The sequence below is a fragment of the Litoribacter ruber genome (genome assembly GCF_018449405.1).
Classification (GTDB): domain Bacteria; phylum Bacteroidota; class Bacteroidia; order Cytophagales; family Cyclobacteriaceae; genus Litoribacter; species Litoribacter ruber.
In genome coordinates this window covers 71,665-88,087 of record NZ_JAHCMY010000009.1, presented here as the reverse complement: position 1 = coordinate 88,087, position 16,423 = coordinate 71,665, and the positions used below count along the sequence as shown (strand labels likewise).

Genomic DNA, 16,423 nt, shown 5'->3' with positions numbered 1-16,423 from the left:
GCCCCTGCCACCTTCCTCCCGCACTCCCCCTATCAGACGAAAAAAACGCTAAATTCTTGGTCGGATGCTAAAACGGTCCGCTTCTTCGGTCTTCGGTCTCCTTATTTCTTAATTACCCCATTTCCATTATCATATTTCCCCATTTCTAAAAATATTTCCCTATTTCCTCTATTATATTTCCTATCATATTTCATTATTTCCATTACCATATTTCCCAATTTCCTTTATTATTTCTCCAAATAATAAAACACCCCCCAATCCATCGGTGTCCATAAAGAATTGCGCAGCCCTATTTTCTTCAATCCCCGGTTAGTCCAATTGTTACAGGTCCAAAATGCATGGTATTTTCCTTTGGCTCTATAAAACTGGTCGTAATCATAATAGCCATCGTGGTCAATGAGTATGGCCTTGCCGTCTTCCAGTTCAAAAGTCCCCAGGATATAATCCACCAATTCCAGATACATTTGCTCAGAGATCCAGATGCTGCTGGCGTGATCGCCTTCTCTGGGTTTGCCGTACATATAATCCACGTGCATGGCCGAGGTGGAAGGCAGAAATAAAGCCTTCACAAGGGTAGGGGCCGTAAGGTCTGCCATAGTGGGGGTGTTCAGGTAAAAATTTTTCTCCCCCCAGCCTATTGAAAGATAGGGTGTCTCAAACTCCCCGAAATGCTTGCCTTCCAAAACGTCTTTCCAGTCGTGGACTTCATGGGTGGTCGGGAGCACAAAGTCTGCATGCAGCCCATTGGTGTGTACAAATATCTCCACCTCCTTGGGGTACTCCTCCTTTTCTGGACCTACCGGAATGATCATTCCCAAAAATGCGGATAAAAAGTAAATGGCTCCCAATGTGATCAGGGCCAAGGCGGGGATTAAAAGTGTACGTAGGAGGGTTTTCATGGGTATAAGACGGAAGACCGAAGACGGGAGACCGAAAGCCGAGACTAGGGGCTGCGAACATTTAAGTTATAAAAGTTTGGGGAATAAAAAAAATCCCGACCTGGGGCCGGGATTTGGTTGTAAGCGTGGTAAAGTGGGTATTATCTTGGCAGGTCGTTTCCTACAAAGTTGTTGGGGTTGACTCTGCGGATATTTGCTCCCCACTTGGCATTGATTGCATCAATGAAGGTGTTGGCCACAAATGCGTGTGCTCTGGCATTTGGGTGGACGCCATCCACGGAGAAACCTCCGTTTGGCGGAATGATGGAGGCGTTTAGTCCAACACCTCCGGCGCTTACCTGTCCTGCAGCAGCCCGGTCAAGCAGATCCTTGATGTCAGCCAAAACCAGTCTGTCAGCATTAGCTTCAACGGCAGCGTTGATAAAACCGTTGAACGTATTGATTTTGGTCACTATCTCCTCCTGCTCGGATGGCAGGAGTACAAACTGGTCTTCTACAGGGTGGTTGATTCCTCTGATGGCACCGTTTACCGGTTGGCCCAGAGATTGTGCCAGAGGAAGTGTAGCCCTGTCATTGGCGTTGCTTTGCCTTATGGAAGGTAAGCCAAGCGCAGACAAATCGGTGAGGGTTTCATCTTCCATTACAAAACCGTTTTGGCCTGCGACAAAGGCAATAGTTCTCAACTCCCTTTCTTCCGCGGAGATTAAGCCCAAGCCTTGGACTTGTTCCAGTCCGGCATTATAGGGAATATAACCCTGGTTGGCTTGTGCGGCTTGTTCAGCCGTTACGGGAAGGGCATTCCAAGGAACCAATTGGAAATAGGGAAGCACATTTAAGCTTGGAATATTGGCCACCGCACCTTTGGCCTCAGGGTTTGACTGAAGCATGGCGCCCAACGCAGCTGTAAGCCTTGCTTGGAAATCCTCATTGGAAGTCAGGATGGATGGGTTGGAAGCTCCACCTGTAGCATAACCCAACACATCATTGTTGCCCAACCAAAAGGTGAAAAATGTGCCGCCATTTTGCATAGCTGCAGCTGCATCACCTACTACTGTAGATTCACCGGGTGCCGAGGCAAATCTGGCGTACATGGGATTGTAGGCCGGATTTTGGGGACTGTCAGGACCTCCCGTTTGCGGAATCAAGGCTGTGCCCAAGGTGATGCCCGGAACTCCAAAGTTGTTTAAGGCAGTTTTGTCGCCCTGGTAAGGTGAAGGAAAGTCTCCTGCTCCAATTGGGGCAGGGCCGGTAGCGCCTGTCTGAGGATTCACGGTCAAAACCAAGCGTCCCAAAGGCACCCCGCCAGGTCCCACGGCATAAAAACCATTTTCGCTATTGATGCTGGGAACATTAAACTCGCCTCCGCCAACTTCTCTGAGCTGCTCGGCCAACATTACTGCGAAAGAATTTTCCTGGCCTCGGTTGTAAAGTGCACCATCCATATAGCCCGCAGTGAGGGAATTGCCTATGCTGACCATTTTGGTGAAATCTGCCGAGCCTGCTGAAGGCTCTTGTACCGCTGTTTCGGGAAACTCATAGTTACAAGCCGATAGCGCACCAATGGATAGTAGAAATATATAGTGTTTTAAATTCTTCATAGGGCAGTGATTAATTTAAGAGTTCATCAAAGGTGATGGAAACGTAATAGATAGCTCCAATCGTCGGTCCGCCGAAGTTTTGGATGTATCTGTTGTTGAAAATATTAGATCCTCCAAGCTTGACGATAGATTTCAGGTTAGGCACCTTGTAGCTAAGTTGCGCGTCAAAATTGTGGATCTCCGGCACGTCGCCCTGCGCAAAGGTGGACTCCCAACGGAAGCCTGTCTGGTAGCGGTAGGTTACGTTAAAGCCTAGGTTGTTGTAGACTTTTCTATTTCCAAAGGAGATATTGGTTTTGTGTTCCGGCGTGTTGAAATCATTCAGAAAGCCAGCTCCAAGATCGGTGATCAGACGGTTGAAGTTATAGTTACCGCTCAAGGTATAATTGCTCGGTAAGTTGTACGTCAAGCCCAAAGCCGCACCGTGAGCCCTTACTTCTCTATCCACGATATTGGTATAAGTCTGGAAGGTGTTTTCCTGTCCAGGGATTGTGATAGGCGTCAAAAGGGTAGGGGCATTTACCGCGTTGATGGCACCCTCGTCAGTGTTGGGAAGTGCGCCAGGGAATACCTGTCCAGGTGCTCTTCTTACAGATGTCTGGGTGATGAAGTCATTATAAATGTTGTAATAATAAGCGAAATCAACCATTAACCTGTTGGATGCCAAAAGGCTCTTGTATCCGATTTCGAAGGATTGAACCTGCTCAGGTCTTAGATCTGGTAGAGACTCAATCTGAACCAGTTGGCCGGTAGCTTCAGGTGAGATCGGGCTTGCGCCTGCACCTACTGCAGCAGCATAGTTGTTTACAGATTCAATCGTGTAAGCATTTTCAAACACGTTGTATTTGTCTCTATAGAATGGCAAACCACCGATCAATCTTGCAGAAACCACATTCAGGTCAATGTGCTGGGCCTGGGTGGTTGGCATTCTGAAGCCAGTCTGGTAAGATAATCTGACGTTGCTGTTGCCTTGCGTCCAAACACCGGAGATTCTAGGGCTAAACTGGCCGTCAAAGTTCTCATTTTTATCATATCTGATGGAACCGGTCAATTTCAACCTGTCATCAAGCACCCTTTTGGAAGCCTGGGCAAAAGCGCCGTATTCCTCGATGGTGATGTCATTTCCTTCCACATCGGCGAAGATGGTTCCGTTGGAACGAAGGTCATACACTCTATAAGATGCGCCTACCTGCAAGTCCATGAAGTCAATCTCGTTTTTGAAGTCATACTGGCCTTCTGCCATGTACATTCTGGATTGGTCATTGAATAGGGAGCCTTGTGGGATCACGTTGCCTTGAACGTCAGCTTTGGCAGCTTCAAATTCAGGTGTGCCAGGTAAAAATCTACCCTGGTCAGCAATTCCCCTTGCAAACTCATGGGCATTGGCCTGCTGCTGGGGAGTACCCATGGAACCAGGGGCTACCTGCTGTTGCTGGAGCGCTCCCATGTATCCTAAGGTATATTGGCCAAACCAATCAGAGTTATTTCTCCATCTGTCGTTGATTGCTACACCGGTAAGGTCAGCGATATAGGAATCGCCGGAATTTTCAATGGTGGTATAACCTCTTACGAAGAAGTTGTCGCCTTTCAATTCAAGTTTGTGTTGGCTGATCTCAAAATTACTTAGAGAATACCTTTGAGCCCCAGTATAAACTGAAGTACCTGCGCCGTAATTAAAGGTGTAGGAAAGTTCAGCCCTATCGGTCACCCGGTAGTGCAAAGCTGCGTTTAACTTGTAGTTTTCAGCACCATAATCTACTAGGTGTCTTTCCTCGTAACCAGTTCTGGATACTACCTGATCTGGGATACTGCTTAGATAGCCTCCCAAACCCATACCTTGTGCCGCCTGTTGAACCCCGGCTACATTTCTGAGAAGTCCGATATTGTTGGATACTTCGTCACCAAAGACATGGACAGCATTTGCTCCCGGGTTGAAAGGCAGGTCGCCCTGTGCGGCTCTGTTTAAGTCAGTTCTGTCCGTACCGTACCAGTCTTCGGCTCTCATAAAGGAACCGTTTACTTTGAAGGCAAACTTGTTGTTGAAGGCATGTGCATATCGGATGGAACCCTGGTACATAGGCTGAGGGCTTTGTGGTTCTCCGGGACGTCCGTTGATATGGTTTACCCCTTGCTGATAGAAGGCACTCAAACCCTGGTATTCAAATGGGTTTTTGCTGTTTACCAAAAGGATACCGTTGAAGGCATTCGGGCCATAAAGGGCCGATGATGCACCAGGGATGAATTCCACACTCTCCACATCCAATTCCGATGGTCCGTTGAGGTTACCTATCGGGAAGTTCAGTGCAGGGGCCTGGGTATCCATACCATCTGTCAACTGCACAAATCGGGTATTACCGGTGGAGTTGAATCCTCTGGCGTTGATGATTTGGAAGTTGATGGAGGAAGTGGTCACGTCCACACCTTTCAGGTTGGCGATGCCTTTATAATAATTGTCGGCGGGGGTTTCCCGGATGGCCAGGATGTCCATCTTTTCAATGGTTACCGGGGATTGAAGAATACTTTCCTCAACCCTGGAGGCGGAGACCACCACTTCCTGTCCGAGCATGGTCTGCTCCTGAAGGCTGATTCTAAGATTGCTTACATTGGATTCGGTAATGGCCACCTCCTGGGAGGCAAAGCCCACCATGGAAAATATCAAGGTCAACGGGGGCTCCTGGTTGACCCGGAGGCTGAATCGGCCATTGTTGTCAGTGATGGTGCCGATAACTTTGCCTCTTACGACAATGTTGACACCGATTAGGGTTTCGCCCGTGTCGGCATCGGTCACTGTACCGGCTATATTGGTCTGCTGGGCCAATACCGTGAAGGGAGCCAAGGAAACTATGGCGACCAGTAGAAACACTGACAGCCACATTTTGCTGGTAAAAATTTTCATACGCATTAGGAGGTTTATTGCTTTTTTCAATCAATTCCGATTTAATGTTTTTAAACCGTTCCTAAATATATATGAAAATATTAAATACTCTCAATAGGTATTTAACTTATTTTTTTAATTTTTTGGAAACTAATATGTGTATTTTATGAACTGAGATAGGGGATGTGCACAAAAAAAGAGCAGGCTGTAAACAACCTGCTCTACTAATAGACTAAAATATTAACTATTTCTGCCTTTTATTTTCCTCATTGACATGCTCTACCAAGCGGTCACACAGAGCCTTCATTTCTTCCGACATATACTCATCACCGGTGCTGGAAAGGATGGTTTGGGACATCCCGCCAAGGATGTCGATGTAAAATCTTTTCATTTCCACTACTGACAAATCCTGGGTCCAAAGGTCAATTCTCAAGGTATTGTTGTTCAAATTGTCCCATACGTTCAAGCTGATGCTCTTGGTCGTTTCAGGTCCATCGGCCTCTTTATCAGTAGCATCCCACTCGATGTTTTTTGGAAGATTTTTTTCGTCTAATGTAACTTTAAATTTTATTTCTGAAGTTTTCATAGTTTTCCACTTGCGATTAATCAAATGCTAAATTACTAAAGAAAAGAAACTTTTCCTTACATAGCCACTTTTCCTTTTTGGAAATATAATTCTGAAATCAAAGGGTTCGATTAATTGTCAAAGGTCATTTCTGGGATTTCCCCATCTACTACCAATCTTCCTTCTGTTTTTGAAACAATCTCCTCAACCGATACCCCAGGGGCTCTTTCAAGTAGTTTAAAGCCTCCTTCGGGCAAAACCTCCATCACGGCCAAGTCCGATACAATTTTGTTGACACACTTGATCCCGGTGATGGGCAGGGAGCATTCCTTAAGCAATTTTGATTTGCCGTCCCTGCTGCAGTGCTGCATGGCTACGATGATGTTTTTGGCAGAAGCTACCAGATCCATGGCGCCACCCATGCCTTTTACCATTTTTCCCGGAATCTTCCAGTTGGCGATATCCCCGTTTTCTGAAACTTCCATGGCACCCAGAATAGTCAAATGCACATGTCCGCCACGAATCATGGCAAAAGATTCAGCTGAGCTAAAAAGGGAGCTGCCTTTCACCATGGTGATGGTCTGCTTGCCTGCGTTGATGAGGTCTGCGTCTACATTTTCCTCGGTGGGAAAGGGGCCGATGCCCAAAAGCCCATTTTCCGATTGCAGCACCACCTCCAGTTCATCCGGTATATAGTTGGCCACCAAGGTGGGGATGCCTATGCCTAAATTTATATATTGCCCGTTTTTTACCTCTTTGGCGATCCTCTGGGCTATTTGGTCTTTGTTTAACATGTTGGGTAGGGTTAAAATGGGTTATTTGCGGATAGTTTTCTGCTCGATACGTTTTTCATAATCCTTGCCCTGGAATATACGCTGTACATAGATGCCCGGGGTATGGATGGTGTTTGGATCCAGCTCACCTGCCGGCACCAATTCCTCTACTTCCGCAATGGTGATCTTTCCTGCAGCCGCCATCATGGGATTGAAATTCCTGGCGGTGCCCTTATAAATTAGGTTTCCGGCCGTATCGCCCTTCCAGGCCTTCACGATTGAAAAATCCGCCTTCAGGCATCTTTCCATCAGGTAAAGCTTGCCGTCAAACTCTCTAATTTCCTTTCCTTCGGCCACTTCGGTACCCACACCCGCAGGGGTGAAAAACGCGGGGATTCCTGCTCCTCCGGCTCGGACTCTTTCAGCAAGGGTGCCTTGTGGGATGAGCTCCACCTCAAGTTCTCCACTCAAAAGTTGTCTCTCGAACTCGGCATTTTCCCCCACATAGCTGGAGATCATTTTTTTGACCATCCTCTTTTTCAGCATCAGGCCAATGCCAAAATCATCCACGCCCGCATTGTTGGAAATACAAGTCAGTCCGGAAATATCCTTCTTTAAAAGAGCCGAAATACAGTTTTCCGGAATGCCGGAAAGACCAAATCCTCCCAACATCAAAACGGCGTTACTGGTAATATCACGGATGGCCTCATCGGCATCCTTTACAGTTTTATTGATCATACTGGTTTATTTATTTGGGTTTAAATGCCTAAAAATATCTTCTGCGGACTTTTTATCTTCCTTAAGCTGTGCTTTCAAGGCTTCTAAATTGGCGAATTTTTTTTCGGGTCTCAAGTAATGGATAAAGTTTATGCTGATGCGCTCGTCATACAGGTTGTCGGAAAAGCCGAATAGGTTCACCTCTACGGTTTTGGACTGCCCATCCACGGTGGGGCGGTTGCCAATATTGAGCATTCCCTCATACTGGTTTTCTCTCACAGAAGCCGTCACGGCATACGCTCCATCACTGGGTATGAGTTTGTAATCGTTAGGGGTATGGATGTTGGCAGTTGGAAAACCTATCGACCGGCCGATTTGTTGGCCTTTGATGACGATTCCGTTGAGCTCATAGGGGCGGCCCAAGAATTCGTTTGCCGTTTCGATGCGGCCTTCCTCCAGGGCCTTACGGATCTTGGTGCTGGAAATGCCAACCTGGTCAATGTCTTCGCGGGAGATTTCCTCGAGTTTAAAGCCATATTTGTCGATATTTTCCTTGAGGTGCTCAAAGCCACCTTCCCGGTTTTTGCCAAACCGGTGGTCGTAGCCTATCACCAGTTTCTTGGTTTTGAGCTTTTCAATCAATACTTTCTGGATGAATTCCTCGGAAGTAAGCTGAGAAAAAGCCTTCGTAAAAGGTATGGTCACCAAATGGTCGAGTCCAAATTGCCGCAGCAGTTTGGACTTTTCCTCAAAAGTGGAAAGCAGTCGGAGGTTGTGCTCATTGGGATATAAAACCAGCCTGGGGTGTGGCCAAAAAGTGATCAGGACAGTTTCGCCCTGCACCTGATCCGCAATTTCCCTAATTCTGGAAAGAATCTTCTGATGGCCCAAATGCACTCCGTCAAAAGTGCCGCTAGTGACTACGGCATTTTTAATTTCAGGAAGATTGTCAAGACCTTCATATATTCTCATTCTCTTTCCTTTTTAATTTTTTCGACAAGCTTAAGTACATCTTCAGCCTGTTCAAGTTTAAATTCCCCGATACGGGTTCTGGTAAGTTTGGACATATATGCGCCCACCTGCAGCTTTTCGCCCAGATCCCTTGCGAGACTTCTGATATAAGTTCCTTTGGTACAAACAATTCTGAAGTCAATTTCTGGAAGTTGGCAGCGGGTGATCTCAAATTCGGATACGGTCACCGGTCGCGGGTCCATTTGTACGGTTTTTCCCTTTCGGGCGGATTCATAAACCCTTTTACCGTCCACTTTGATGGCTGAGTGCATAGGGGGAATCTGCAAAATGTCCCCTGTAAGTTCGGCCACTGCTCCCTTGATCTGGTCCAGGGTCAGGTGTAAAGGATCGGCTACCGGTACAACTTCCCTTTCCAGGTCAAAAGACTCGGTGGTGCTGCCTAAAACGAACGTGCCGGTGTATTCTTTTTCCTGTGCCTGATAGGTGTCGATGCTTTTGGTTTTCTTTCCCGCACAAACTATCAGCAGGCCGGTTGCCAAGGGGTCTAAGGTACCGGCATGGCCAACTTTTTTGATTTTAAGAGCGTTTCTGACTTTTTTGACTACGTCAAAGGAAGTCCATTCATACGGTTTGTTGATGAGGTAGACAGCTTCAAAAGGTTTTTCTTCCTGCATTATCTTGGTTTCAAATGGCCAGTAAGCCATCAGGGGTGATTATTGCTTTTTTGGTTTGTAAAAGATGGCATAAAATTCAAAAAGAAAGCCAAAAAGCGCGATTACCGGGCCCAAGGTAAGACCCATAAAACCGAAACCATGCGGCTCGCCATCGAGTCCCATGATCACAAAGCCTAATGTGATGATGGCTATGCCGATCAACATCAATTGATAATTCTTTTTCTCAAAAGGGAAATGGTTCTGACTCATGATTTAATATAATTCGTCCAATGTCATATTTAAATATTTGTTTACCGCCCTGAGGGTGCTCAGTACGGACAGCAGCGCTCCCGAGATGATGAGGGCCCCAAAAAGAATGAGCAGCAGCTCGTAATTCTGCAATGCGCCGAATCCGTCCACGTTTGCCTTGGCGTACTCTATTAGCCCCAACAAGAGTGCGGAGGCAAAGATTCCGGCCAATGCCCCAAAGAAGAAGGCCCTTCCCAAAAACGGCTTTCTGATAAAGCCCCTGGTAGCCCCGACAAGCTGCATGCTTCGGATAAGAAAACGCTGGCTAAATAAAGCGAGACGGATGGTGTTGTTGATGAGCATGATCACGGTGAGCACCAAGATCAGTATAAAAGCTCCCATCACTAGGCTGACTTTCATGAGGTTTTGATTGATGGATTCCACCAGGTCATTCATGTAGGTCACCTCAAATACCCCGTTGAGGCTATGGATTTCTTCCACAATTTCCTCAATCTGCTCTGAGGTCTGGTATTCTTCTGCAATGGCAAGGGTATAGCTGTCCCGCAGTGGGTTGTCGTCCAGAAACTTGCTAAAGTCTTCGCCGGTGTCGGCAAGGAAGGATTCTGCGGCCTCATCGCTGGAAGTGAAGTTAATTCTTTTGTCCCCGTCTTTGGCCAACACGTACGGTTGGGATTCCAGCCAGGTGCCGATTTTTTTCTTTTCCTCCTCAGAAATGTTTTTGTTCAAAAAAACCTGCAATTCAATGTTTTCTCTGATTATGGAGGTGAGCGTTTTGGCTTGAATTACAATGACGCCAAAAAGTCCAACTATGAAAAGGGATAGGGTGATGCTGAACAGCACACCGAAAAATTTAAAGCTCCCGACTTTTTTTTTCTTCATAGAGGTAGATTAAGAATGTATGTCTTCCCAAAATTAATCAGGTATATGGATTAAACCAACCTTATGGGTTTAAATTGAAAAGAATCACTTTGGTACCGGTCACCAGGAAGAGTCGATCGGCGATTTCCGCGGTTACATTATAGAGCCCGGTGAACTTGCCAAAGGCTGGCAGTATAAGTTGGCCGGGCCGCTGGTGGAAACAGGGGACCTTGATTTTCCTGGCTCCGCTGCCGCCCGCTGAAAATCCCGGGTGTATATGTCCGCAGAGGTTTATTTTCCCCTCCTTGAGATCTTCCATCGGCTCATGGCTGAGGATCAAGTGATCCAGCTCCAAAGGCTGATCGATGACTTTGATGGTAGAACTCTGGTAGATTTTTTTTGGCAATATGTCATGGTTGCCTTTGATGAGTATAAAATTCACCTCGGTAAATCCCTCCAAAAATTCCTCCAGTCTAACCCATTGGGCATTTAGGTCACTGTGAAACAGGTCTCCCAGAAAATAGAAATTGGCAGGCTGGTAAGTATGTATCAGCTCTTCGATAATTTTATAATCCTCCAAATGGACGGATTCGGGCACCGCTATCCCCGCTTTTCGGAAATGCCCGGCTTTGCCAAAATGCGTGTCTGCTATGAATAGGCTGTTCGTGGCTTGGCAATAGGCGGCTTTTTCTTTGAGCAGATAAAGAGGCGAACCTATTGAGGTGGTGATGTATGGGGTTTGTGTGTCCAATTTTTGCATGAATAAATATAACGGTACCGGTCATCTTAAATTGGGTTTCCAGCCGGGTGAAATTAGAAAAAAATCCTAAAAAACATGAAAAATACCCCGATCGGGGTATTGTCCTGAGGGGGACAAGTTTGGTAAATTTGTATTCAACCACTCTTGATTTTTCTAGCAATACTGTTTTGGCTGAAGATTAGTAAAATATTTATCTATTGATTTTCTATAGCTTTCCGATATATGTCAGTTCTTCCTATTCAACCCCACATCCTGGAAAACCATTGGTCCAGTCTGCAAAAGACCGATGTAGGAATTCTTTTCAAGTATATTCCGCTTATGGAATCAGAATTTGAAAGGGCAAAAAAAATGAGCAGGATCACTGTGGGGTTAAACCAAGAGCTGCTGTGTGATTTCAATGATCTTGCGTGGGAGCTTTATAAGGATCTGGCATTTTTGGGCCTTGTGACATGTGCGGAATTTGACCAAGGTGAGATCACGGTGGAAGCGTGTGAACTGGATGCCATTTCAAAACCGGACCCTATGGTTTGCTTCAGGCTTTTGGCCACGGCCGTGCAGGGGCGGAGTTTTGAAAGTGGCCATTTTAAATTCTTGATAAAAATACAAGTCGTTTTGGCGATTTTAAAAGGACTCCGGAGAGCGTTTGACGGGGAGTAAAAAAGTATAAATATGTGGATAGCATCAGCAAATGGTTTCGTATTGATCGAAACCGCAAAAAGCGGAGTGGGCAAAGTGATTGTCAAGGCTTTTTGCCGGGAGGATTTTGAGGGGATGGTAGACTTAAACCGGATTTCGGATGGAAAGGATGAGTCGGGATATTACCATGTTTTGGTAGCCAAGCAGGAATTGGCTGATATCCTGGTCAAACTTGTGAAAAGTGTGGATTATAATAATTTTGAGGAGGCCATATCTTGCCATCCCGTTCAGGTAAAGAAAAAAGACGTGTATGGGCGCTTTCTAAAAGATGTGGGACAACTTTATTAATCCATTAAGGAAGTGAATCCGCTCTTGCTGTGACATACAGCAAATACCAATCTTCCCGACTTAAATTCACTTTTGCAGCCTCAGCACACCGCTGGATTCTCTGTGGTTTAGTGGAGCCAATGACCGGTTTGATGTTATAGGGTAGCCGTAAGATCCAAGCTACCAATATGGCTGCCGGGTTGGTGTCGTACTTTTCAGCTAGCTTCTCAAGTAGCCTTTTCACTGCCTTGGTTTCTTCCAGGTCGTTATCATTCAGGTACAGCCCATTGTCCAATGCTCCCCAAGCCTGGATTTCAATATTGTGAAGTTTGGAAAATGGTAGGAAGTCGCCGACCCCGTTTTGGGAAAACTTGGTGATGTTATAAGTCAGTCCTTCTTCGATTAATGCAGCGTGTTTTAAGCTAAACTGAATCTGGTTGGCCGTGATAGGCATGTCGCAATAATACTGAAGCAGCTGAATATGGGATGTAGACATGTTGCTTACTCCAAATCTTTTGACCAGTCCCTCGGACTTTAGATAATCGAAGGTTTCGGCAATTTCTTCCACATCCATTAGGGGATCAGGGCGGTGGATGAGGAAGGTGTCTAGATAATCCGTCTGTAGGTTTTTAAGGCTTTTGTCGATTTGTCTGATAAAGTATTCCTTGGATGAATGGTAGGTATTGAAGCCTCCGGCGGTGCCGAGTGAGATCCCTGCCTTTGACTGTATCTTGATCATTTCCCTTAATCCGGGATTTTCCTTCAGGATTTCTCCAAAAGCCAGTTCAGCTTTCCCCACATTGTAAATATCAGCATGGTCAAAAGTGTTGATGCCACAGTCCAGTGCCGCATGGATTGCTTTTCGTGCCTCTTCAATGTTTTCCTTCTCCAATGGGGAATCATCCCAACTGCCCCCAAGTCCCATGCAGCCGTAAATTATGTGGTGAGTCTTATTGGTTTCCGTCATTGCCCTGCAGTTGAATATTGTTTAGAGGGTGTTAAGATAATAAAAATATACAAATTTTTGCAGGGATAGTATTAAGTCTTGGACTCAATGGAGTTTGGTGGGATTATGTGTATACTTACCTATGTTGTTGAAAAAATCATATTGATTCATTTTGGGTGCCTTAAAGTTGAACTTTTGATGTTTGAGTAATATTTTTGCGGAGTTTTAACCAGTATAGTTATACGTTTACTTAGAATTGTCGTTTATACCGGATTTGGAAAGGTTAATGTGAAGGCCTAACCATTTATTAGGATATCTGATTGATTATCATAGTGGAAGGGGGAAAGTTTGGTTAGGCCATCTGAACATTTGTGTTTATAAATGTGTTTAAAAAATTAAACAGCTGATTGAACAAAAAATTAAGCTTATTTAATTCATTGCTGTTGAATTACAAATTTATTCCGTTTGTGTGCTATTATTCAATAAATGCTGAAATAACGTGGTTACAGTAGATTTTCTTGTTAAATTTGTTTTAAACATATATTTTGAACAAGGTATTAATTGTCTAGTGTGGCCCTCTTCGAAAGGAGACCTGATTAAATAAGTACCTGAATTTTAGAACAATTAGCTTTTGTTTTGTTTAAAATGGTGAGAGAGGTCGGAAATTGACGATTAAAGTTAAAATATGAAAGAGCTGGTGAAAGATTACCAAAAAAATGGCAATGGAAGTTCAAACGGTAATGGAGCGTTTAATGACAACGGTAACCTGTTAATCAAAAACGCTTTATTTGTAAGAGATAAAGGAAGTTTGGCGAAAGTGAAGTTTTCTGACATTCTCTGGCTCAAAGGTGATGGGAATTATACAACTTTAGTAACCCGCACCAAGGTTTATTCCCTGAGGAATATCCTAAAGGAATTTGAAGCCGTATTGCCGGAAGTGGATTTCATTAGAATTCATAAATCTTACATTGTCAGGGTGGATGAGATCAACACAATCTCTCCTAAGGAAGTCACAATCGTTGACGAAAAGGTACCTGTAGGTAGAACGTACTATCAAAAATTGATCAATGGAATCAATAAACTTGGCTCGGGAGGCCAAGAATAAGAGAAAATTTAAACCGCTTTTCAGCGGTTTTTTTTGTGCCATAATAAACTGCTGTCTCCATAGCTCAGGAATCTGTAGTCATTATTGAGTGCCGTGTTATAAATCTCTCTCCATCTGCCTTTTGAGAAAGCGGCCACCAAAAGGATCAAGGTACTGGCTGGCTGATGGAAATTGGTCACCAGGCCATTGCAAACTCTAAAGGAATATCCCGGCAGGATGAAAATCTCCGTACTGCCTACTATTTCCTCCAGATTGGATTTTTCCATGTGGTTTAAAATAGCCTGAAAACTCTCTTTATAAGTCGGCAACTCGGCATGTTGGTAGGGGAAAAGTTTTGGTATGAAAAAATCCGTATCTCCATTTATAATTTTTACCCCGTACCAATAGAGACTCTCCAATGTTCTCATGCTTGTGGTGCCCACCGCAATAATATTCTTATAGCTGCCAAGTAAATTTATGATTGTCTCCTTTCCAATGACCAGCTGTTCGCTGTGCATGGGGTGGTTATTGACCAGTTCTTCTTTTATTGGTTGGAAAGTGCCGGCACTCACATGCAGGGTCAGGAACTCCTGTGAAATATTCCTAGCTTCTAATTGGGCAAGGATTTCAGGGGTGAAATGAAGTCCGGCAGTCGGTGCGGCTACGGCACCTTCTTTTTTACTGTAGACCGTCTGGTATCGGGGTTTATCCTCGTCGGTCGCTTTCCTGTTTAGGTAAGGCGGCAAAGGTACCTCCCCAGTGGCCTCCACTACAGATACAAAAGGATGATTGGAATTCCAGGTGAAAGCTACTTTTCTGGATTCCCTGTCTATCAAGTTGGCCTCAATAACCGTCTCTTCACCATCTATTTGAACTTTTCCTTGAAGAATTTCACCCTCTTTCCATTTTTTCAGATTGCCGATCATACATTCCCAGGCCACCTCTTCCCGGGCTGCCATGATCTGGTTTATTTCCAGTGATGGTGAATAGGGCTTAAGCAAAAAGATTTCAATCCTCGCCCCGGTGGCTTTTTGGAAAATCAGTCTGGCAGGAATCACCTTGGTATTGTTGAAGACCAGCAGGCTGTTTTCGGGTATCAAGGTGGGGATTTGGTCGAAACGGTGGTGTGCGATCTCTCCGTCTTCAAAATGAAGCAGCTTGGAGCTGTCCCGCTGGGGCAGAGGGAATTTTGCTATTCTCTCATCTGGAAGTTCGTAATGGTAATCTGACAGCCTAACCTTTTCTAAATCGGACATGAATAAACTTAATTTTGTAATTTCATGGCAAATATAGACATAAATAGGCTTTCATAATATTTTGAGTGATTGATGGCCTAAAACCAAACGGATACTTGCCATATGAGATTGGAATTTGAGTGCATACCCTACATATTGGATTTTAAATTTGAAGCTGGCACTTCTCGCGGTGTTCTTAATACCAAGACATCTTATTTTATCAAAGCTAAAAGTCCCCGTTTACCCGGGCGGGTGGGTTGGGGAGAGGCCGGTCCCTTGCCAAAGTTGAGTTTGGATTATTGGGAGAATCTTCAAGAGGTAATCTCTGCCTATGCCTTGAGGTTTGAAGAATTGGACTTTCCAGAAAAGGTGGATGATGTTATGGGTTTTCTTCAACAGCATGTCAGTAATGACCACCCTAGTGTAAGGTTTGCTTTCGAGGTGGCCATATTGGACTTGATGAATGGTAGGACAAATCTTTTTGCAGAAAAGAATACCCAGACTTTAAGTCCCATCAAAATCAACGGGCTGATCTGGATGGGGGACAGAAAGTTTATGTTGGAGCAGGTTGACCAAAAACTCCGGGATGGGTATGATTGTATCAAAATGAAAATCGGAGCTATTGATTTTGATGAGGAGTGTAGGATTTTGGCACATATTCGCAGCAGCTTTGGTCCAGATGAGATTATATTGCGAGTAGATGCCAATGGGGCATTTGCAGTGGGTGAAGCCAGGGCAAAGTTGGATAAATTGGCAGAATTCGGGCTGCACAGCATTGAGCAGCCCATACGGCAGGGGCAGTGGCAGGAAATGGCCAAATTATGTGAGGAGTCACCGGTTGATATTGCACTCGATGAGGAGTTGATCGGTGTGTATGGAGAGCAGAGAGCTAACCTGCTGGATGTTATCAGACCACCCTATGTTATTTTAAAACCCACTTTACTGGGTGGAATCTGGGATACCCAGGAATGGATTGATTTGGCGGAGCAGCGGAATATTGGCTGGTGGATGACTTCTGCCCTGGAATCCAACATTGGACTGAATGCCATTTATCAATTAACAAGTTTGTATCGGCCGCATATGCCCCAAGGTTTGGGTACAGGTCAGCTTTATCACAACAATATCGATTCCCCACTCACTATTGAGTCAGGATTTTTGAGTTACAGTGAGCGTGAGAATTGGGTACTTCCCGAAAAATAGGCATAAAAAAAGCTGCTTAACTTAGTTAAGCAGCTTTTGCACTTTCAATGTTATA

At 45.0% G+C, this 16,423-nt stretch carries 17 protein-coding genes; 4 read left to right on the top strand and 13 right to left on the bottom strand.

Features of this window, described 5'->3' with window-relative positions; all coding sequences use genetic code 11:
• Positions 1-227 precede the first annotated feature (227 nt).
• The 11 genes from KI659_RS14465 to pdeM form a co-directional block, all read right to left on the bottom strand.
• Positions 228-899, bottom strand: coding sequence for a TIGR02117 family protein (locus KI659_RS14465; protein ID WP_213946074.1), 672 nt, complete (start codon positions 897-899; stop codon positions 228-230).
• Positions 900-1,039: 140 nt separating this feature from the next.
• Positions 1,040-2,497, bottom strand: a complete 1,458-nt coding sequence (locus KI659_RS14460) for a hypothetical protein (RefSeq protein ID WP_213946073.1) — start codon at positions 2,495-2,497, stop codon at positions 1,040-1,042.
• 10 nt (positions 2,498-2,507) lie between these two features.
• On the bottom strand, positions 2,508-5,372 hold the full coding sequence (locus KI659_RS14455) for a TonB-dependent receptor (RefSeq protein WP_449566798.1): 2,865 nt from the start codon (positions 5,370-5,372) through the stop codon (positions 2,508-2,510).
• A 244-nt stretch (positions 5,373-5,616) separates the two neighbouring features.
• Positions 5,617-5,958, bottom strand: a complete 342-nt coding sequence (gene gldC, locus KI659_RS14450) for a gliding motility protein GldC (protein WP_213946071.1) — start codon at positions 5,956-5,958, stop codon at positions 5,617-5,619.
• A 110-nt stretch (positions 5,959-6,068) separates the two neighbouring features.
• A complete protein-coding gene (locus KI659_RS14445) occupies positions 6,069-6,731 on the bottom strand; it encodes a 3-oxoacid CoA-transferase subunit B (RefSeq protein WP_213946070.1) in 663 nt (220 codons plus the stop codon).
• Positions 6,732-6,752: 21 nt separating this feature from the next.
• Positions 6,753-7,448 carry a CoA transferase subunit A gene (locus KI659_RS14440; RefSeq protein ID WP_213946069.1) on the bottom strand — a complete coding sequence of 232 codons (696 nt, stop codon included), beginning with the start codon at positions 7,446-7,448 and terminating at the stop codon, positions 6,753-6,755.
• A gap of 6 nt (positions 7,449-7,454) precedes the next feature.
• Complete coding sequence (locus tag KI659_RS14435) at positions 7,455-8,399, bottom strand: bifunctional riboflavin kinase/FAD synthetase (RefSeq protein ID WP_213946068.1); 945 nt, start codon at positions 8,397-8,399, stop codon at positions 7,455-7,457.
• Positions 8,396-9,103 (bottom strand): tRNA pseudouridine(55) synthase TruB, encoded by a 708-nt coding sequence (gene truB, locus KI659_RS14430; RefSeq protein WP_394370093.1) that lies wholly within the window; start codon positions 9,101-9,103, stop codon positions 8,396-8,398. The genes KI659_RS14435 and truB overlap by 4 nt, the downstream gene beginning before the upstream one ends.
• Before the next feature lie 9 nt (positions 9,104-9,112).
• The gene (locus KI659_RS14425; protein ID WP_213946067.1) at positions 9,113-9,322 is read right to left on the bottom strand and encodes a DUF3098 domain-containing protein; all 210 of its coding nucleotides are present in this window, start codon (positions 9,320-9,322) and stop codon (positions 9,113-9,115) included.
• A gap of 3 nt (positions 9,323-9,325) precedes the next feature.
• Complete coding sequence (locus KI659_RS14420) at positions 9,326-10,201, bottom strand: cell division protein FtsX (protein WP_213946066.1); 876 nt, start codon at positions 10,199-10,201, stop codon at positions 9,326-9,328.
• A gap of 61 nt (positions 10,202-10,262) precedes the next feature.
• Positions 10,263-10,940, bottom strand: coding sequence for a ligase-associated DNA damage response endonuclease PdeM (gene pdeM / locus KI659_RS14415; RefSeq protein WP_213946065.1), 678 nt, complete (start codon positions 10,938-10,940; stop codon positions 10,263-10,265).
• Positions 10,941-11,162: 222 nt separating this feature from the next.
• On the opposite strand from pdeM, the gene KI659_RS14410 reads away from it, so the two are divergent.
• Positions 11,163-11,597 carry a hypothetical protein gene (locus tag KI659_RS14410; protein WP_213946064.1) on the top strand — a complete coding sequence of 145 codons (435 nt, stop codon included), beginning with the start codon at positions 11,163-11,165 and terminating at the stop codon, positions 11,595-11,597.
• Positions 11,598-11,609: 12 nt separating this feature from the next.
• Complete coding sequence (locus tag KI659_RS14405) at positions 11,610-11,924, top strand: hypothetical protein (protein WP_213946063.1); 315 nt, start codon at positions 11,610-11,612, stop codon at positions 11,922-11,924.
• Between the two features lie 4 nt (positions 11,925-11,928).
• Here the strand turns inward: KI659_RS14405 and KI659_RS14400 are convergent, their stop codons facing one another.
• Complete coding sequence (locus KI659_RS14400) at positions 11,929-12,870, bottom strand: aldo/keto reductase (RefSeq protein WP_213946062.1); 942 nt, start codon at positions 12,868-12,870, stop codon at positions 11,929-11,931.
• A gap of 664 nt (positions 12,871-13,534) precedes the next feature.
• On the opposite strand from KI659_RS14400, the gene KI659_RS14395 reads away from it, so the two are divergent.
• Positions 13,535-13,954: a LytR/AlgR family response regulator transcription factor gene (locus KI659_RS14395; RefSeq protein WP_213946061.1), complete on the top strand. Its 420-nt coding sequence runs from the start codon at positions 13,535-13,537 to the stop codon at positions 13,952-13,954.
• A 20-nt stretch (positions 13,955-13,974) separates the two neighbouring features.
• Here KI659_RS14395 and KI659_RS14390 read toward each other — a convergent pair whose 3' ends face one another.
• The gene (locus KI659_RS14390; protein ID WP_213946060.1) at positions 13,975-15,189 is read right to left on the bottom strand and encodes an S-adenosylmethionine:tRNA ribosyltransferase-isomerase; all 1,215 of its coding nucleotides are present in this window, start codon (positions 15,187-15,189) and stop codon (positions 13,975-13,977) included.
• Positions 15,190-15,291: 102 nt separating this feature from the next.
• On the opposite strand from KI659_RS14390, the gene KI659_RS14385 reads away from it, so the two are divergent.
• On the top strand, positions 15,292-16,368 hold the full coding sequence (locus KI659_RS14385) for an o-succinylbenzoate synthase (RefSeq protein WP_213946059.1): 1,077 nt from the start codon (positions 15,292-15,294) through the stop codon (positions 16,366-16,368).
• Positions 16,369-16,423: the final 55 nt, after the last annotated feature.